Raw genomic sequence first — 17,532 nt, 5'->3', positions numbered from 1 at the left:
AATATGTCATCTCTTTTTTCATTTTTAACAAAGAAAACAAAGTATTATAATTCGAATGTAAATGAATCACTTTTGCTAAAAATGTTTCTTCTATAATTGCCCATTGTCAATAGTCAATTCTCAATTATATAAATATAAACTAAAACAATTTGTTAATGCAATTTTATAAGTTCATACATTAAATTTAGAAATGGTACATCTATATAGGTATATTTTTTCAATTGAAATATAATCCATTTTATTTAAATTATAATCCATAATGATGAGAAATGTTTTCATTTAACTGTTATAAAACAATAAATTACTCTTATTTTAGTGGAAAATGACTTCTGAAAAGGGGTTTCTGAGATGTTGACAGGAGAATTTGTAAATGCTACGCTTTTAAAAGTTAGACTAGTCTTACATTTTCGTATAGTGCGGGCTCAGGTGTTATTTAGGTTAAAAATAAGATGTTTATAAGGGAGAGATATAAAATGAAAAAATTATTGTCATTATTTTGTACAATATTTATGACTACTTTAATTTTAGCTGGTTGTTCTTCATATAAGGATACTACTAAAGAGGAAGCTGTTCGTACTGTAAGTACTATAAGAGGAGATGTTGAGGTTCCTGCTAATCCCAAAAGAGTTGTTATTACTTATGGGATGGGTGACATTTTGGCATTAGGAGTTAAACCGGTTGCTACTTATAATGCAGAGGGTAAAGCTTATGAAAAAGAAGTAGAAGGCTTACCAATATGGGAAAAGTTTGAACCAGAAGAAATAATGCAATATGATCCAGATCTGATTCTTGTTATAAGCGAAGAAAAAATTGATGAGTTTTCTAAAATAGCCCCTACAGTTTATATTCCTTTCACCAACCTTAGTATGGAGGAGAGAGTAACCTTTTTAGGAGAAGTTCTTAATAAAAAGGAAGAGGCCTCAAAGGTTCTATCTGATTTTAAAGAAAAGATAAGTGATGCAAAGGAACAATTAGCTTCCAAAGGAATTATGGATAAGAAATTCAGTATTTTTGAAGGCAGTCAAAATGGAGGCATTTGGGTATATGGTGATAAATGGGGACGTGGAGGCGATTTAATTTACAGCCAATTAGGATTTAAAGCACTAGATGTTATACAGAATGAAATTATAGGAAAAGATCAACATAGAGAGATTTCTCTTGAATCAATTAAGGATTATGCTGGAGACTATATAATATTTAGTGGAGAGGTTGGAAAACTAGAGAATAATTCAGTTTGGAAATCAATTCCGGCTGTTAAGGAAGGACATGTTATACCTGTTGATTTTACACTATTTTTTGATATTGATATTTACTCATCCAGTGTACAGTTAGATTATATTATGGATAAATTACTAGAAAATTAGTAAAAAACTAAGATACTTATAGCATATAAGTATCTTAATTTTTTTATAAGTTAAAAGATTTCCTAAAATCACTAGGAGTGATTCCATGGACAGCTTTAAAGGCAGCAGCAAATTTGGCTGGATTTTTGTATCCGCATAGTTCGGATATGGCATGAATACTTAGATGGTCAGCAGATAGGAGCTGCATGGCTCTTTTCATGGTTTCTATTCGAATATATTTATAAAGGGGAATTCCATAATGGTTTTTAAAAGAATCGCGAAGTTTACTCTCGCTCATTCCAGCTATTCTGCATAGTTCAATTGTAGTTGGAAGATTTAAAATATTTTCATCAATCTTATTTCTAACTTGATAAATTTTCTGCTCATTTTCCCAAGTAACATAGTGGCGGCGGCTGCTTCTTCTTTTAGGAATATCAGGAAAGTTTCTAGCAATTGCAGATAAAAGATGCAAAGTCATCCCTTCAAAAGCAAGTAAAGGCATGTCTGTATTTCTTACAGCCCATCTAATTTGCTCTAAAATAAGCATTATATCAGGCGTATTATAGTGTTGAGTTTTCCAATGCTTTGCATCCTGAACACTGATTTTAGGTGCATGGGTACGATCTTTGAGAAAAGGCTTTATAAAGTCATCAAAAATTAAAACACTAGTAAAACAATAGTGTACGTCTTTAGAGAAAGTAAAAGTAAATTGTTTTTGAGGGTTAACAATTAAATTAGTGATTGGAGGAAGAGCTTGTCTCTTTTTTCCTTGATGTGAATAAACTATTTCTCCACAGTCAATACAAAAGATAATCATAAAAGGTTTATTTGAATTTATTGTATGTACTACCTGTTCGCTTGGGGTAAACCAAGCACTTGAAACAAATAATCCTTTAGCAGCATTTATTTCTGCAATCCATCCATTCGACCAATGAGGAGGAAAATCATAAATCTGTCCATTACCATAAGACCTTTTAACAAAATTATATTTATCTGCTAAAGCACTCCAAGAAGAGTCATTATATTCATCCATAAAATTTTTATCCCTCTCTTTTCTTTGATTTGAAGTAACAATATTATAGCATCATTTGAGAAAGATTTTCAATAAGAACATAATCCATTTTATTTAAATTACAATCCAAAATGATGAGAAGTGTTTTCATTTAACTGTTATAAAACAATAAGTTACTCTTATTTTAAGAGAAAATGACTTCTAAAAAGGGGATTTCTGAGATGTTGACAGGAGAATTTGTAAATGCTACGCTTTTAAAAGTTAGACTAGTCTTACATTCGTATATAACCCAGGCGTTAGTGCTATTTGATTAATATAAGATATTTATAAGGGAGAGGGATAAAATGAAAAAAATTTTGTCATTATTTTGTGCAATACTTATGACTACTATGATTTTTGCTGGCTGCTCTTCATCTAAAAATGCAGAGGAAGAAGAAGCAACTGTTCGTACCATATCTACTGTAAAAGGAGATATTGAAGTTCCTGCTAATCCTAAGCGTGTTATTGCTAATTGGTATGTTGGAGATGTTATTACTTTAGGATTAAATTTAGTTGGATATAATGCTTGGGAACAAGAAAGTATGCCTTTTTATGATACTCTTAAAGCTTCTACAAAAATTGAAAAGTGGGAGCCGGAAGACGTCATGAATTTAGAACCAGATCTTATTATTACATATGATGAGGCAGACTTTGATAAATTCAGCAAAATAGCTCCAGTTCTTGTTATTCCAGAGGGAGATATGAATTCTCTTGAACGTATAAAAACTATAGGAGAAGCTACAGGACGTAAGGCTGAAGCAGAGAAGGCAGTTTCTAATTTTGAAGAAAAACTTGCAGATGCGAAGAAAACTTTTAAAGCTGATACATTTGAAGGTAAAACTTTCAGTATACTGGAAGACTGGGGAGCTACTGGTGAGTGGAGTGGACTATATTATGAAACAGGCTCTAGAGGTGGTACTTTAGTATATGAATATCTTGGACTTAAATATCCAGACAAGCTTAAAGAACTTATAGAAAAATCAGGAGAAGGACGCGGATCTATAAGTTATGAAGTAGCTCATGAGTATTTTGGTGACTATATATTATGGTTTAAACAAGAAGGTAAAGAGTCTGATTATGCAAAGACAGAAATTTGGAAAAGCATTCCTGCTGTTGCAGAAGGCAGAGTTGTAGAAATTCCAGGACATTATGCAGGACTTTTCTTTTATTCTGATGTTACAAGTCTTACTGAACAACTTGACTATATGGTTAATGCAATAAATTCATTAGCTAAATAATTCTAATTAAGAAAGGAAAATAAATATGCAAAATGCCTATAATAAAAAGCGACAATTAGGGGCTTTGAATTTTACAATCTATATGATTGCAGGGGTGGTTTTGCTGGTGATTATGTCAGCGGCATCAATTTCTTTTGGTGCTGCTGATATGAATTTGTCTACGGCTTGGGGAGCGATTTTTAATTTTGACTCTTCTTTAACTGAACACCAGATTATTCAAACTCTCCGACTTCCTCGTATAGCAGCTAATATAATTGTTGGGTCAAGCCTTTCCATATGTGGTGCTATAATGCAGGGAACCACAAGAAATCCTCTTGCTGATTCTGGACTTATGGGTATAAGTAGTGGTGCTTCTTTTGCTATAGCTTTTTGTATGGCATTTTTACCTGGTGGAAGTTATGGACAGATGATGCTTTTTGCATGTATTGGTGCAGCTGTTACTACAGGTATGACTTATTTTATTGCGTCTATTGGCAGAGGAGGCATGAAACCACAGAGACTTGTTTTAGCAGGTATTTCTATATCAATGCTATTTGGTGCTTTTAGCCAATATCTTTCTATTAAATATAGACTTGGGCATGCTTTAGCTTATTGGACTGCTGGAGGAACAGCAGGTGCTAAATGGAGTGAACTTGCTATAGTTTTCCCATTCTTTATTGTCGGCATAATTACAGCTCTTATTATATCACCTTCAATTACTCTTTTAAATCTTGGAGATGATGCAGCTATAGGTCTTGGGCTTAATACTAAGAAGGTTAAAGCTATTTCTACTGTAGTTGTTTTAATACTTACAGGGCTTTCTGTAATTGTTGTTGGACCTGTTGGTTTTGTAGGATTAATAGTACCTCATATTGTCCGTTACCTTATAGGTGTAGATTATAGATACATAATTCCAGCTTCAGGATTATATGGAGCTTTGCTTACTGTGGCAGCAGATTTAGTTGGAAGGCTTATTAATAAGCCTTATGAAACTCCTATTGGAATTATTTTTGCTGTAATAGGGGTTCCGTATTTTCTTTATCTTACAAGGAAGCAAAGGAGGGAATTCGAATGAAGAAAAAGGGCTATTCAGTTTCACGTGGCTTAACTATTATTTTGGTACTTACCATTGTACTTTTATTTGTGGCAGTAATAAGTGTGAACTCAGGTAAAATGAATCTCTCTCCTTCAGAAGTTTTTAATGTTCTTATTGGAAAAGGTACAGCTAAACAAAATCTTATAGTATATGATTTTCGTCTTCCTCGTATTGTATTAACTATTCTTGTAGGTATTGGTATGGGAACAGCTGGATGTGTAATGCAGAGTTTACTTCGAAATGATATGGCTAGTCCTGGAACTTTGGGAATAAGTTCTGGCTCAGGTTTATTTGTATTATTGTTTATAGTTGTTTTTAAGGTAGATAGTGTATCTTCAGCTATTGCTCTCCCCCTTTTAGCTTTTATAGGTGGAATGACAGCAGCTGTGTTGATATTTTTACTTTCATATAAAAGAGGAAAAAGCATATCACCTACAGGATTAATTTTGACAGGTGTGGCTGTTGGAAGTGGATATAGTGCTGTTACTATGATGCTTACTTTAAAGCTAGATGAAAAACAGATGGATTTTGTTCAAAGATGGAGTGCAGGAAGTCTTTGGGGAGACAATTGGACGTATATTTCTATTCTTGCACCTTGGATATTGATTCTATTTCTATATGTACTTTATAAATCTCGTACTTTGAATACTTTAAACCTTGGTAATCAAACTGCAACAGGATTAGGAGTAGCAGTAAAGAGAGAATTCATAGGTCTAGCTATAGCAGCTGTTGCTCTATCGTCAGGCAGCGTGGCCCTAGGTGGAAACTTCTTTTTTGTTGGAATGATTTCTCCACATATGGCGAGAAAGTTTGTAGGCTCAAATCATAAACTATTGATTCCTACTGCATCTTTAGTGGGCTCAATAATTATTCTATTATCAGACACTATTACTAGAACTATAAGTCTTGGAACGGATGTTCCTACAGGAATTATTATTACTGTATTAACTACACCTTACTTCTTATACTTATTAGTAAAGTCAAATTAAGGAGGATTGTATGAAAAGTATTGAAACTAAAAATTTATATATAGCTTATGATGATGCTCTCATTGTAAAGGAATTAAATATGCAGATACCAAAGGGAAAGATAACTTCTATTATAGGAGCAAATGGCTGTGGTAAATCAACTATTTTGAAAGCGGTTGGACGTATATTAAAGCCTAAGAAGGGTGTAGTACATCTAAGCGGACAAGATATAAGTAAATTACCTACAAAAGAAATAGCTAAAAAGATGGCCATACTTCCTCAAACTCCTACTGCACCAAGTGGACTTACTGTAGGTGAGTTAGTTGCATATGGACGTTTTCCTCATCAAAAAGGTTTTGGAAATCTTACAGAGGAAGATAAAAGAATTGTTAAATGGGCTTTAGATGCAACTAAGTTAAGTGAGTTTGAGAGAAGAGAAGTTGATGCTTTATCAGGAGGGCAAAGACAGAGGGTTTGGATTGCTATGGCTCTAGCACAGCAGACTGATTTAATTTTATTAGATGAACCTACTACTTATCTTGATCTTGCTCACCAATTAGAGGTTTTAAAGCTTTTATATGAGCTTAACCGTAATCAAAAGTGCACTATTGTTATGGTACTTCATGATTTAAATCTTGCTGCAAGATTTTCTGATTATATTATTGCTATTCAAAAAGGTGCTATCATAAAACATGGAACTCCTGAGGAAGTTATGACTCCAGAGGTTCTTAGAAAAACCTTCAATATCAATGCTGATGTTGTTATTGAACCTAAGAGTAATCGTCCAGTATGTATTACCTATGATATTGTAGATGAAAATGAGGATGTAGAGTCGAAGGAAAAGGAGGCAGTGGGCATATGAAAACTACCTTACGTATTTTTATGGGAGCCAGAAAATATTGGATTTATTTAATATTAGCATTAATAGCCGTTATTATTTCTACTATAGCAGGATTTTATAATCCATGGGCACTAAGAGAACTTACAAGTATAGCAACAGAAGGAAGCGGTGATTTTGGAGCTCAATCTTTACGAATAGGATTGATGCTTTTAGTTGCAACTGTACTTCAATCAGCTGGAAGTTCTATTTCAGGATATTTAAACCATCATGCAGCTTTGCATTATGTTGCAGATATGAGAACAGAACTTTACTCTAAGCTTCAACATATGGGGCTTAAGTATTTTAATAAAAGCCGTACAGGAGATTTAACTAGCAGAGTTATTAATGACGTTATGGAGGTAGAGATTCTTTTAGCTCACGTAATTCCTGATTTTGTTGTTAATATATTGACTTTCGTAGGTGTTGGGATATTATTATTTTCTATTAATGTAAAGTTAGCTTTTTTAAGTCTTGTTACTATTCCTTTTCTTATTATGATTACTCTTTGGCAGAGTAAGCATCTTTCTCCTATATGGAAGCAGAATTCTATGGTTAGAGGAGAACTTTCTGGTACTGTTCAAGATAATTTTTCTGGAATTAAAGAAATACAGATATTCAATCAACAGGAAAGAGAAGAAAAAAGGATTAAGAATCTTTCTATAAAACATAGTAAAGCATACTTAAAGGCAAGCTTCTTTTTTGAAACCACTTTCCCGCTTCTTGCATTTTTCACCGCTTTAGGTTCTGTTATAGTTATAATATTTGGTGGATTTATGGTTTCAAGAGGAGAAATTAACATTGGAGATATTGTAGGATTTTCTATGTATCTTGGCATGTTTTATGGACCTATAAAGAGTTTTTCAAGGCTTATGGAAATGTCAGGTAACGCACTTGCAGGGTGCAGGCGTGTCTTTGAGGTTATGGATGAAGTTCCAGATGTTGGAGAGAAAGTTAATGCAAAGAAAATGCCTAAGGTTAAAGGAGAAGTTGAGTTTAAGGAAGTTTCTTTCTCATACAATGATGAAATAAACATTTTACAAAATATAAATTTAAAAGTAAATCCAGGAGAAACTGTAGCTTTTGTTGGGGCAACTGGAGTTGGTAAAACTACAATAGCCAGCCTTTTAAACCGCTTTTATGATCCTCAAAATGGAAGCATTTTAATCGATGGAATGGATATTAAAGATGTAACTTTAAAGAGTCTTAGGGATAATATAAGCATGGTTTTGCAGGACACCTTTTTATTTAATGGAACAATTTATGAAAATATTGTTTATGGCTGGAAAGAAGCTACTAGAGAGCAGGTTCTTGAGGCTTCAAAGGCAGCCAATGCTCATGGTTTTATTGAAAATTTAGAAAATGGTTATGATACCATAATAGGTGAGCGTGGAGTACGTCTTTCTGGAGGACAGAAACAGAGAATTTCCATAGCTAGAGCAATTCTTAGAAATTCACCTATTCTTATTTTGGATGAAGCTACATCAGCTCTTGATACAAAAACAGAGAAAGAAATCCAAGCTGCATTAGATGAAATTTCAAAAGATCGAACAACTATAGTAATTGCCCATAGATTGTCAACTATCCGTAATGCAGATAAAATTGTAGTTCTAGAAGGAACAGGCATTAAAGAAACAGGAACCCATGATGAGTTGATCCGTTATGGAGGAGCTTATGCTATGCTCTATAGAAGTCAGGTATCTTAAAGATAAAAAAAATAACGACTTAAAATCGCAAAAGCAATTTTGAGTCGTTATTTTTTATTTATTTTCATGTTTTGAAAGAAATTTTTGCATAGCGTAAACAGAATCTGAACTAATAACATGTTCTATAGCACAAGCATCTTCATCTGCAATAGAACTATTTATGTTTAGAATTTTTATAAAGAAATCTTTAATAATGTGATGCTTTTTAGATGTAGATCTAGCTATTTCTAAGCCTAAAGGGGTTAAAAATATTTCCTTGTATCTTTCATTGGTTATAAGTCCCTTTTCAGCTAAAGTTACCATAGCGCTATTAGTACTGGCTTTAGTTACTCCAAGCTTTTCTGCTATACGAGTCATTTTAACTCCTTTGCCTTCTTCAGATAACTCATAGATAGCTTCTAAATAATTTTCCATTACAAAAGTAAGTTTTTCCATACAAATCTCCTGTGATTTTTAAAATTGATTTTATTCGCTCTACATTAATAAAAAGTCTTTTAATAATAATAACATATTTAAAATGGAGTTCCAAGAATAGATATATTTGTAGGAATTCAAGAATTTGTATTATAATAATTCGTATATAAAGTATTGGAAGTATTAAAAATTTGGATGAAGTAGAAATTTCTAAAGAAAAATTACTTCCAATAGTAAACAGTTTTGATATGAAGTTTGATTCATCAACAAGTTATAACATAAGAGTAATATGGGCATTTACTTTTGCATTGATGCAAACATCTTTTGAGAATAAATGTAATCACCCTAAAATTATCATATTTGATTGAAAGTCTAAAAATATAATTATTTCAGTTATAGCACAGAAAGAGAGGAATAGTTTTGAGTGAGCGTATACCTTGTAGAAGTAAAGGTTGTAAGGCAACTATTTTGCAAACAACAGCTGATAGAACCGGTGGTTATTGTATGTCATGCTATCAGAAAATAAAAAGAAAAGAGGAAGAGGAGTTTATCAAGAAAAATAGGAAAAATGTTAATTTGTACGCTAACATAACTGACCCTGTTGAAATTTTGGTCTAGGGATATTATGTTAGTTTGCTTTCACAGTGAGGGGAGAATTTTCAAATTGAAAATCTATTTCCCTTGACCTCAATTGTGATTTTAGTAGCAATAGACTCTAATACAATGACTTCTTCAAGATACTGTAATAAGTTCTCTTGTGTTATTGTATCTAGAGGATTTAAATCTTTTATTACCTTCCGTCCTTTTTATAGCATTTTCTATATGTACTAATAACTTTTCTAAAAGATAATTCTCATTTATATCGTTATCCTTTTTTTCTAACTCAACATAATATCCTTCCGTTGCTATAGTAATTATTTCTGCATTATTTACTAAATAGTTAAAAACAGACATGTCCACGGCATTGATAGCTTTTTTAGTATGAAAACAATCCAAATCAATATCTAAAATAAATTTCTTGTTTATTCTATTCGAGATAAAAAAACCAGGTATAAAATTATTTATCTGATTTAATTTAAATAATAGTTCCGCTCCTTCTATTACCTTATCGTATACATCAATTTGGCACTCATCGCCATGTGAACTTTTTTTACATTTGCTAGTGTAGCAAGGATCTATATAGTATATTTTATTATTGGCATAATCTCTGCAAATACCTGCACTCAGTAGGCTAAATACTACTGCGTCTGATATCATCCCTGTTTGTAATGCAAAATCTATATGCTCATCATTGGAAAGCTTGTCTAATGATGATGCAATTGTACTTGATTCATTTATATATGCATTTGCTATAAGTTGATCTCTTACAGGTCTCCATTCTAGACCAGCAACCTTACAAGAATGCCTGTAAAATGCACTACGAGTATCCATATGGTGGTCAAAAGTTAATAATACTGGTGCAGTTTCATTATTAGAGGCATATTCTGACCATGGAATTATAACTTCGTGATGATTTTCTACAATATAAATTTTCTTTCCTCTTACTACTTTTTCAGTTACTTTATCTGTTTTCAACAATAATCACTCCTTTAAAAATACTCTACAATTTTCGACATTATATAACATATCATATCTTTAATAAAAGGAAAAGTGTCCTTTGGGAGATGGTTATGTTGTGAAAAAATTTTTATCATCACGGCTGGTTTTAATTAGTTTTCAATCTTAATATATTATTCATTAGAAGTATTATAAAACTAGCTTTAATGAAAAACCTCACTTAGAAGCAATACGGTGAGATAGTTGTATTTTATCAAAAATGTAGAAATGGGTTGTGGTAAAATATTCATATAAAAATTACAAAATAAAAAATAACATTTGACTTATGCAGATAGTACTTTAAATACAGAAATTGAAGAATGTCTACGAGCATTATTAAAGAAGAATGAGTGTTATCCTGAAGTAATATTTAAAGATGCTCCAGTTGATGTTAGGGATTATTTGATAGAACAAGTTAATAGAGGCTCAGATACTTTAAGTTTAAATCATATGTTAGGAGCTTTACCTTGGATTGGTGATAAAAGAGTCATAAATTTATTTTATCACACAACACAGAATACTCAGTACTTCAGTGCCGAGACGAATGTGCCATAAACTTCTCGTTGGAAATGTAGAAGAAGACTTAAAGAATATAATAAATTAACTTGTAAATGATAATGTTATAACCATTGTAGAAATGGAAACTAACAAAGACCATATACATTTGCTAATAGAGTGTACTCCACAACACTATATACTTAATATTCTAAAATCATTAAAAGGTATATCTGCAAGAAGAATGTTTTAGTTGCATCCTGAACTTTAAAATAGATTATGGGGTGGACATATGTGGAACCCGAGCTACTTCGTAGCCACTATAAGTGAAAATACAGAAGAACAAATAAGAAAATATATTCAAAATCAACAGAAAAAATAAAGGAGGAATTTCTCTAGTGGCAAACTACGTTTTGACACTTCCATTGAAAACGGAAAAGTGGCAAGAAGATATATTAGAAAAAAGATTGAATATTGCTCGTCAAATCTACAATACTTGTCTTGGAGAGATTCTTTCAAGATATAGATTAATGCAAAGACAAAAAGAATATGGTCTTGCAATGAAAATGGAAAAAGGTAAAAAACGTAATGCAATGTTCAATAAACTTAGAAAAGATTTTGGTGTAACTAAGTTTGATCTAAACAAATATGTGAAACCTATGGGGCAAAAGTTTAAACAAAACTTAGGTTCTCAAATGGTTCAAGAAATCGCAGAACGTTCTTTTACTTCTTTTGAAAAACTAATGTTTGGAGAAGCTAAGAAAGTTAGATTTAAAGATTTCAGTAAGTTCTATTCTGTACGTGAAAAAGGAAATATCACAGGCTTTAGATATTTTGAAGATAGAAACGTAATGGAATGGCTTGGGCTAACAATGCCAGTAATCATAAAAAGAAATGACGAGTATGCAAATCAATGTTTTTTAGATAAATTAAAGTTTTGCAAACTTGTCAAAAAAGTTATCCGCGGTAAAAATAGATATTTTGTTCAAATGACTTTCGAGGGTGTTCCACCAAAAAAGAACAACCGTAAGGTTTCTACTGATGAAAATTCTCGTGTAGGCCTAGATATTGGTACTTCTACTCTTGCTATAGCAAGTGAAAAAGAAGTTAAAATATTAGAACTTGCAGAAGATATAAATATAGACGAAAAACTTAAAAGAGCTCTTCAAAGAAAACTTGATAGACAACGTAGAGCAAATAATCCTAACAAATATAATGAAGATGGCACAATTAAAGTAGGAAATCGTGACAAATGGGTTCAAAGTAAAAGTTATATCAAAACTAAATTTGCACTTTCTGAAATTCAAAGGAAAATAGCCGATAAGAGAAAACAATCTCATAATAAACTTGCTAATCACATACTTTCTCTTGGTCTTGATGTAAGAGTTGAAACTATGAATTTTAAAGGACTTCAAAAAAAGGCAAAAGAAATTACTATAAATGAGAAAACTGGAAAGATTAATCGCAAGAAAAGATTTGGAAAATCTCTTAGTAACAAAGCCCCGAGTATGCTTATAACTCTTATAGATAAGAAACTTCAATACTACAGTCTTTCAATTAAGAAAATAAATACTTACAAAGTTAAAGCAAGTCAATTTGAACACTTCACAGAAACTTATGTTAAAAAGCCATTATCAAAACGTTGGAATGAATTTGAACAAGGAAATATTCAAAGAGATATGTATTCTGCATTTCTAATAATGAATACAAAGGATAACTTAAAAGAAGTAGATATAGATAGAGCAAATGCAACTTTTGAAAACTTCTTCAAGTTGCATAATAAAGAAATAAAAAGAATTAGAAAATTAGATAAAAAACAAATAAGTAGCATAGGACTCTAAAAGTCTATACTACTTTGGGGCATATGGTTTTGAACCGAGCCAATATGATAAACCCCGTAGGGTGATAATAGTTTCAACGGAAACTTTGCCCGATAAAGTCTTAGGGAAACCAAGCCAGTATTTGGTGTTAACCGATATTGCTTTAGCAATTATCGGCTATCCAAAAGAAGTTTGGATAGTACCTAAGAACCTTATGACTTTAGTCGTGAGAGATTCAGCTGCGAAGAATGTAATATAGCTGTTACAAATTATCAACAGTCTTAGCAGTTACATAAATTAGAGGTGTTAGGATAGTGATAAGAAAAAGTAAGATGTTTTTATTGGTTTTAGAACTTCATCTTAACCCTTCATTTTTCTAAAAGCTAGTGGTGTTTTTCCGTGAACTTTTTAAACATTTTTACGAAGTTTCCACTATAATTATATCCAAGGATTTTAGATATTTCATCAATACTTAATTCTGTTGTAGTTAATAGATTTTCTGCCATTGTCATTTTAATGGAAGTAGTATATTGACTAATACACATATGATATTTTGCTAAAAAGCCTGCTTTTAATTTTTGTTCATTTAGAAATACCATTTTACTTAAGCTTTTAATGGTAGGAGGATTGCAGGCTTCTTTTGTTAAAATATTGTGGGCTTTTTGTATTGCATTGGAATCTGAGGCAGTTAAAGTAATATGCCTATTTTTCCCCATTTTAATATGACCATAATTTAATGACAAACTCCTTTCATTTGATATTTCTATCATTCTATGATAATTTTAGTTAGCTAATTATATTATCGCTTAAAATTAAAAACACCCTACATTTCTGCAGAGTTCCGTAAATTCAATAACGATTCGCTACTGAGTTTTAATTTTTGTTCTGGCTTTAAAGGTAACAGCTGAGTCTCGTTCAACCTAGAAATTTAATGCGAATTCCCATAATAAATACTAAAAATAAAACGAATAGTATAGCCAAAACAAAAAGCACTATACCTATCACTATCAGTACCTTATCTAATTTTTCTGAATTGAATACCTTTCTTAAAGTTGTATAAATCAGTATGCCTAAGATTCCACCAAGAGTGTTAGTCAAGAGATCAGTTATATCCGTAGCGCCGACCGCTAAAATGGATTGACTCACTTCAATAAAAAGACTAAACAATAAAATATAGATGGCATTTTTAACCATTGAACTTTTTTTGTTCACTATTTCTATCAAAATACCTAAGGGAACAAAAATAATAATATTGTAGACAACTTCTTTGACGCCACCTGACGCTCCAAATGGTATCAAGTTAATATGTCGTAATTGCTCACCAGAAAATACTCGATTAAGTACATCATTCAGCGAAACTGAAAATTTAAAAAGCAATATCCAGATCAAAACGATGAAGTAAAGATATAAAAGAATTTTACCTGCTTTTTTCATGTGAATGCCTCCTTCGTATTTGAATGCTTTATTTATTATATCACGAGGTGTCGAGTCAATTTAGCATTTATACAAAAATAAGCGCCAAGGAATATGCTGGGGAGTGTATCAGACTTTTCAACAGCAGTAGCAACTAGACAGCAATAATTAATTTAGGACTTATACTATTTGTTAAGTGGAATGTAAGAGAACTGGAATAAAATTTTATTTAGAAAAGTGTTGACAATTACTGTTATGGATAATATAATAAATCCAATAACTAAATATAACTTATCTAGAGCGGTGGAGGGACTGGCCCAATGATACCCGACAACCAGCATTCTCATTCGAATGAAATGGTGTTAATTCCTACAGATTGTAAAATCTGAAAGATAAGGACGATAGCAAATTTTATGATACAATTTATTGTTTATTAAAGTTAATCATGCTGTTTTCCTTATAGGAAAGCAGCTTTTTTATTATATAAAAGAATTAAAGAATTAAAATATTAATAACTAAATATAACTTATCCAGAGTGGCGGAGGAACTGGTCCTATGAAGCCCGACAACCAGCATTCTCATTCGAATGTAGTGGTGTTAATTCCTGCAGATTGTGAAATCTGAGAGATAAGGATGTCAGCAAATTTTATGATACAATTTATTGTTTATTAAAGTTAATCATGCTGCTTTCCTTATAGGAGAGCAGCTTTTTTATTACATAAAAGAATTAAATAATTAAAATGTTAATAACTAAATATAACTTATCCAGAGTGGTGGAGGGACTGGCCCAATGATACCCGACAACCAGCATTCTCATTCGAATGTAGTGGTGTCAATTCCTGCAGATTGTAAAATCTGAGAGATAAGGATGTCAGCAAATTTTATAATGCAATTTTATTGCTTATTAAATTTAATCATTGCTGTTTTCCTTATAGGAGAACAGCTTTTTTTTATAGTGTTTGATTAAATATATTAATAAAAATGTGAATTGAAAGGATGATTAAAATGAAATCAAAAAAAATACTATCATTAGCAGCGGCGCTTGCATTAAGTTTAGGCCTAATAGCATGTGGAAAGACTAATGACCTAAAAACTACAACTGATGCTCCGGCAAAAGACATAATAGTAGGTGTGTGTGCTGGACCTTATGGTGACATGTTTAAAGATGCAATTCAACCTTCCCTAGAAGAAAAGGGCTATAAGATAACTATTAAGGAATTTAGTGATTATGTTCAACCCAACAAAGCACTTGCAAATAAAGAAATTAACCTCAATATGTTTCAGCATTCTGTGTATCTTGAGAAATTTGGCGCTGGAAATAATTTAAATTTAACTGCAATTGCAGAAATACCAACAGCAGGTATGGGAGTTTATTCAAATAAAGTTAAATCCTTAGATGAACTAAAAGAAGGTGCTCTAGTTACAATACCGGATGATCCTACAAATTTAACAAGAGCATTAAAGGTACTAGAAGCTGCAGGGCTTATTACAATAGATCCTAAAGTTGAAAATTCAATAGCAACAGAAAAAGATCTTTCAGAGAATCCCAAAAAGCTTGAGTTTAAGCTTATAGAAGCACCACAGCTTCCAAGGACTTTAGATAGCGCAGATTTAGCAGTTATAAATGGGAACTTTGCAATTGCTGCAGGACTTAACCCTAGCGAAGCTTTATATAATGAAAAACTTAGTGATGGATATATAAATGTTATAGCAGTAAGAACAGAAGATGCAGATTCTCAGTTATCAAAAGATGTATTAGAGGTAGTTAAATCTTCTAAGTTTAAATCAGTAATTGATGATCCTAAGGGACAATATAAAGCTTTTCAAAAGCCAGCTGATTATTAATAAAAAGGAGTCATGTTGAATGATAGAACTTAAAAATATTAATGTGAAATTCAAACAAAAAAGCGATGAACTTCATGCTGTTTCAGATGTTTCCCTCAGAATTAAAAGAGGGGATATATTCGGAATAGTTGGTTCAAGTGGTGCTGGAAAAAGTACATTATTACGAACAATTAATCTTTTAGAGAAGCCTTCCAGTGGGGAAATAATGATCAATAATAAAAACATTATAAATTATAAAGGGAAAGAATTAAGAGAATTAAGACGAGGAATAGGCATGATATTTCAGCACTTTAATTTAGTTTTAAACAAAACTGTTTATGAGAATATTGGATTTTCACTTAAAACTGCTGGTAAAACTAAAGAAGAAATCAATATTAGGGTTAATGAACTTCTTCAGGTTGTTGGATTAAAAGATAAAGCTGAGGTCTACCCTTCAAAATTAAGCGGAGGACAAAAGCAAAGAGTAGGAATTGCAAGAGCAATGGCTAATAATGCCAAAATATTATTGTGTGATGAACCAACCTCAGCACTTGACCTTGAAACTACAGCATCTATTTTAAAGCTTCTCAAAGATATAAATGAACAATTTGGAATGACCATTGTAATTATTACTCATGAATTAGAGGTCATAAAGTCAATATGTAATAGAGTTGCAGTAATGGATAAAGGAAAAGTTGTAGAAGAAAGGCTGGTTTACGATTTATTTGCAAATCCTCAAAATGAATATACAAAACAGCTTTTAGCACATTCCTCAAATTTTCAGTTGCCAGAAGAACTTATTAAGAGTTTAAAAGGTCACATTGTAAAGCTTAAATATGTTGGAGAAACTGCTACAGAGCCTATATTATCGACACTTTCAAGTAAGTACAATGTGATTTTCAGCATACTTCAAGGAAAAATAGAGTACATTGGAGATTTACCTATGGGAACATTGTATATAACCATCAGCGGCAATGATGAAAGTATAGCTGAAGCTATTCAATATTTAAAAAATAACACATATAGTACGGAGGTGATTAGACATGTTATCCAATAATTTTAACCTTTTTGAAGAATTAATATTAGCACTTAATGAAACTTTTATTATGGTTTCTGTTTCACTAATAGTTTCCATAATAATTGGCGGGCTCCTTGGACTTTTACTTTTTTTAAGTTCTAACCACTTATTTTTTAAAAACAGGATGTTAAATGGAGTTTCAGGGATCATTATAAATGTTACAAGATCAATACCATTTATAATACTTTTAGTACTGCTTATACCAATTAGCAGCGCAATTATGCATACAACCATTGGTCCAGCTGCAGTTATAGTGCCACTTTCAGTATCAGCAATAGCTTTTTATGCAAGGCTTTCAGAAGCTTCATTTAGTGAGGTAAATATGGGGGTTTTAGAGGCAGGAGTAGCCTCTGGTGCTAAATCCATAGAGATAATAATTCACATACTTATACCAGAAGCTCTTCCGCAGCTTATAAATGGAATTACTATAACAGCTATTTCTCTTATTGGATTTTCAGCTATGGCAGGTACTGTAGGGGGAGGTGGTATAGGCAATTTAGCAATTAGATATGGTTATCAACGTTACAATACCACAGTAATGCTAACTTGTGTTGGTGTATTAATCATAATAGTTCAAGGCTTGCAATTGTTAGGTGATTTTTCTGCAAAGCAAGTAAATAAAAAATAAATGTAG

At 31.9% G+C, this 17,532-nt stretch carries 17 protein-coding genes, 2 pseudogenes and 3 riboswitches; of the genes and pseudogenes, 14 read left to right on the top strand and 5 right to left on the bottom strand.

The window, feature by feature from the left end; translation table 11 throughout:
• Nucleotides 1-473: 473 nt before the first annotated feature.
• Nucleotides 474-1,364, top strand: coding sequence for an ABC transporter substrate-binding protein (locus tag ACWPW7_RS22635; protein WP_454055416.1), 891 nt, complete (start codon nucleotides 474-476; stop codon nucleotides 1,362-1,364).
• Between the two features lie 43 nt (nucleotides 1,365-1,407).
• Here the strand turns inward: ACWPW7_RS22635 and ACWPW7_RS22630 are convergent, their stop codons facing one another.
• A complete protein-coding gene (locus tag ACWPW7_RS22630) occupies nucleotides 1,408-2,376 on the bottom strand; it encodes a helix-turn-helix domain-containing protein (protein WP_454055415.1) in 969 nt (322 codons plus the stop codon).
• A gap of 323 nt (nucleotides 2,377-2,699) precedes the next feature.
• Between ACWPW7_RS22630 and ACWPW7_RS22625 the strand changes: the two genes are divergently transcribed.
• Genes ACWPW7_RS22625 through ACWPW7_RS22605 form a run of 5 tightly spaced genes read left to right on the top strand, consistent with a single transcriptional unit; the run spans nucleotide 2,700 to nucleotide 8,258 of the window.
• Entirely contained in the window at nucleotides 2,700-3,632 is a 933-nt protein-coding gene (locus ACWPW7_RS22625; RefSeq protein ID WP_454055414.1) for an ABC transporter substrate-binding protein, read from the top strand.
• Between the two features lie 25 nt (nucleotides 3,633-3,657).
• Nucleotides 3,658-4,686, top strand: a complete 1,029-nt coding sequence (locus tag ACWPW7_RS22620; RefSeq protein ID WP_454055413.1) for a FecCD family ABC transporter permease — start codon at nucleotides 3,658-3,660, stop codon at nucleotides 4,684-4,686.
• Nucleotides 4,683-5,696 (top strand): FecCD family ABC transporter permease, encoded by a 1,014-nt coding sequence (locus ACWPW7_RS22615; RefSeq protein ID WP_454055412.1) that lies wholly within the window; start codon nucleotides 4,683-4,685, stop codon nucleotides 5,694-5,696. Before ACWPW7_RS22620 ends, ACWPW7_RS22615 begins: the two co-directional genes overlap by 4 nt.
• 10 nt (nucleotides 5,697-5,706) lie before the next feature.
• Nucleotides 5,707-6,537, top strand: a complete 831-nt coding sequence (locus ACWPW7_RS22610) for an ABC transporter ATP-binding protein (protein WP_454055411.1) — start codon at nucleotides 5,707-5,709, stop codon at nucleotides 6,535-6,537.
• A complete protein-coding gene (locus tag ACWPW7_RS22605) occupies nucleotides 6,534-8,258 on the top strand; it encodes an ABC transporter ATP-binding protein (RefSeq protein WP_454055410.1) in 1,725 nt (574 codons plus the stop codon). The genes ACWPW7_RS22610 and ACWPW7_RS22605 overlap by 4 nt, the downstream gene beginning before the upstream one ends.
• A 54-nt stretch (nucleotides 8,259-8,312) precedes the next feature.
• On the opposite strand, the gene ACWPW7_RS22600 is transcribed toward ACWPW7_RS22605, so the two are convergent.
• Entirely contained in the window at nucleotides 8,313-8,693 is a 381-nt protein-coding gene (locus ACWPW7_RS22600; RefSeq protein WP_454055409.1) for a metal-dependent transcriptional regulator, read from the bottom strand.
• Nucleotides 8,694-8,863: 170 nt separating this feature from the next.
• Here ACWPW7_RS22600 and ACWPW7_RS22595 point away from each other — a divergent pair, with 170 nt between their 5' ends.
• Complete coding sequence (locus ACWPW7_RS22595; RefSeq protein WP_454055408.1) at nucleotides 8,864-9,040, top strand: hypothetical protein; 177 nt, start codon at nucleotides 8,864-8,866, stop codon at nucleotides 9,038-9,040.
• A gap of 52 nt (nucleotides 9,041-9,092) precedes the next feature.
• Nucleotides 9,093-9,290, top strand: coding sequence for a hypothetical protein (locus tag ACWPW7_RS22590; protein WP_454055407.1), 198 nt, complete (start codon nucleotides 9,093-9,095; stop codon nucleotides 9,288-9,290).
• 114 nt (nucleotides 9,291-9,404) lie between these two features.
• Here the strand turns inward: ACWPW7_RS22590 and ACWPW7_RS22585 are convergent, their stop codons facing one another.
• The gene (locus tag ACWPW7_RS22585) at nucleotides 9,405-10,247 is read right to left on the bottom strand and encodes a UPF0489 family protein (RefSeq protein ID WP_454055406.1); all 843 of its coding nucleotides are present in this window, start codon (nucleotides 10,245-10,247) and stop codon (nucleotides 9,405-9,407) included.
• Between the two features lie 300 nt (nucleotides 10,248-10,547).
• Between ACWPW7_RS22585 and ACWPW7_RS22580 the strand changes: the two genes are divergently transcribed.
• From ACWPW7_RS22580 to ACWPW7_RS22570, 3 genes and pseudogenes are all read left to right on the top strand, one after another.
• Nucleotides 10,548-10,823: a hypothetical protein gene (locus ACWPW7_RS22580; protein WP_454055405.1), complete on the top strand. Its 276-nt coding sequence runs from the start codon at nucleotides 10,548-10,550 to the stop codon at nucleotides 10,821-10,823.
• Nucleotides 10,762-11,145 (top strand): annotated as a pseudogene (gene tnpA / locus ACWPW7_RS22575) (IS200/IS605 family transposase). The gene ACWPW7_RS22580 and the pseudogene tnpA overlap by 62 nt, the downstream one beginning before the upstream one ends.
• 16 nt (nucleotides 11,146-11,161) lie before the next feature.
• Nucleotides 11,162-12,604: an RNA-guided endonuclease TnpB family protein gene (locus ACWPW7_RS22570; protein ID WP_454055404.1), complete on the top strand. Its 1,443-nt coding sequence runs from the start codon at nucleotides 11,162-11,164 to the stop codon at nucleotides 12,602-12,604.
• A 339-nt stretch (nucleotides 12,605-12,943) separates the two neighbouring features.
• On the opposite strand, the pseudogene ACWPW7_RS22565 reads toward ACWPW7_RS22570, so the two are convergent.
• Together ACWPW7_RS22565 and ACWPW7_RS22560 are read right to left on the bottom strand one after the other, a co-directional pair.
• Nucleotides 12,944-13,320 (bottom strand): annotated as a pseudogene (locus ACWPW7_RS22565) (helix-turn-helix domain-containing protein); the annotation flags it as partial.
• A gap of 178 nt (nucleotides 13,321-13,498) precedes the next feature.
• Nucleotides 13,499-14,017, bottom strand: coding sequence for a VanZ family protein (locus tag ACWPW7_RS22560; RefSeq protein ID WP_454055403.1), 519 nt, complete (start codon nucleotides 14,015-14,017; stop codon nucleotides 13,499-13,501).
• Nucleotides 14,018-14,284: 267 nt separating this feature from the next.
• Nucleotides 14,285-14,395: riboswitch (SAM riboswitch) on the top strand.
• Between the two features lie 124 nt (nucleotides 14,396-14,519).
• A riboswitch (SAM riboswitch) is annotated at nucleotides 14,520-14,630 on the top strand.
• 124 nt (nucleotides 14,631-14,754) lie between these two features.
• A riboswitch (SAM riboswitch) is annotated at nucleotides 14,755-14,865 on the top strand.
• Nucleotides 14,866-15,001: 136 nt separating this feature from the next.
• On the opposite strand from ACWPW7_RS22560, the gene ACWPW7_RS22555 reads away from it, so the two are divergent.
• The 3 genes from ACWPW7_RS22555 to ACWPW7_RS22545 are packed head-to-tail and all read left to right on the top strand — an operon-like array spanning nucleotide 15,002 to nucleotide 17,526.
• On the top strand, nucleotides 15,002-15,841 hold the full coding sequence (locus ACWPW7_RS22555) for a MetQ/NlpA family ABC transporter substrate-binding protein (protein WP_454055402.1): 840 nt from the start codon (nucleotides 15,002-15,004) through the stop codon (nucleotides 15,839-15,841).
• Nucleotides 15,842-15,860: 19 nt separating this feature from the next.
• Nucleotides 15,861-16,877, top strand: a complete 1,017-nt coding sequence (locus ACWPW7_RS22550; protein WP_454055401.1) for a methionine ABC transporter ATP-binding protein — start codon at nucleotides 15,861-15,863, stop codon at nucleotides 16,875-16,877.
• Nucleotides 16,864-17,526, top strand: coding sequence for a methionine ABC transporter permease (locus ACWPW7_RS22545; protein ID WP_454055400.1), 663 nt, complete (start codon nucleotides 16,864-16,866; stop codon nucleotides 17,524-17,526). Before ACWPW7_RS22550 ends, ACWPW7_RS22545 begins: the two co-directional genes overlap by 14 nt.
• The last annotated feature ends 6 nt before the right edge of the window (nucleotides 17,527-17,532 follow it).

This window comes from Clostridium sp. Marseille-Q7071, from assembly GCF_965112025.1.
The sequence above is the reverse complement of the archived record's forward strand: the minus strand, read 5'-3'. Positions and strand labels throughout refer to the sequence as shown.

What these genes read in the sequence shown, in the direction of transcription:
- ACWPW7_RS22630 (WP_454055415.1), bottom strand. Translation starts at nt 2,376, where the DNA reads ATGGATGAATATAATGACTCTTCTTGGAGTGCTTTAGCAGATAAATAT.
- ACWPW7_RS22600 (WP_454055409.1), bottom strand. Translation starts at nt 8,693, where the DNA reads ATGGAAAAACTTACTTTTGTAATGGAAAATTATTTAGAAGCTATCTAT.
- ACWPW7_RS22615 (WP_454055412.1), top strand. Translation starts at nt 4,683, where the DNA reads ATGAAGAAAAAGGGCTATTCAGTTTCACGTGGCTTAACTATTATTTTG.
- ACWPW7_RS22550 (WP_454055401.1), top strand. Translation starts at nt 15,861, where the DNA reads ATGATAGAACTTAAAAATATTAATGTGAAATTCAAACAAAAAAGCGAT.
- ACWPW7_RS22625 (WP_454055414.1), top strand. Translation starts at nt 2,700, where the DNA reads ATGAAAAAAATTTTGTCATTATTTTGTGCAATACTTATGACTACTATG.
- ACWPW7_RS22605 (WP_454055410.1), top strand. Translation starts at nt 6,534, where the DNA reads ATGAAAACTACCTTACGTATTTTTATGGGAGCCAGAAAATATTGGATT.
- ACWPW7_RS22545 (WP_454055400.1), top strand. Translation starts at nt 16,864, where the DNA reads ATGTTATCCAATAATTTTAACCTTTTTGAAGAATTAATATTAGCACTT.
- ACWPW7_RS22620 (WP_454055413.1), top strand. Translation starts at nt 3,658, where the DNA reads ATGCAAAATGCCTATAATAAAAAGCGACAATTAGGGGCTTTGAATTTT.
- ACWPW7_RS22560 (WP_454055403.1), bottom strand. Translation starts at nt 14,017, where the DNA reads ATGAAAAAAGCAGGTAAAATTCTTTTATATCTTTACTTCATCGTTTTG.
- ACWPW7_RS22635 (WP_454055416.1), top strand. Translation starts at nt 474, where the DNA reads ATGAAAAAATTATTGTCATTATTTTGTACAATATTTATGACTACTTTA.
- ACWPW7_RS22555 (WP_454055402.1), top strand. Translation starts at nt 15,002, where the DNA reads ATGAAATCAAAAAAAATACTATCATTAGCAGCGGCGCTTGCATTAAGT.
- ACWPW7_RS22610 (WP_454055411.1), top strand. Translation starts at nt 5,707, where the DNA reads ATGAAAAGTATTGAAACTAAAAATTTATATATAGCTTATGATGATGCT.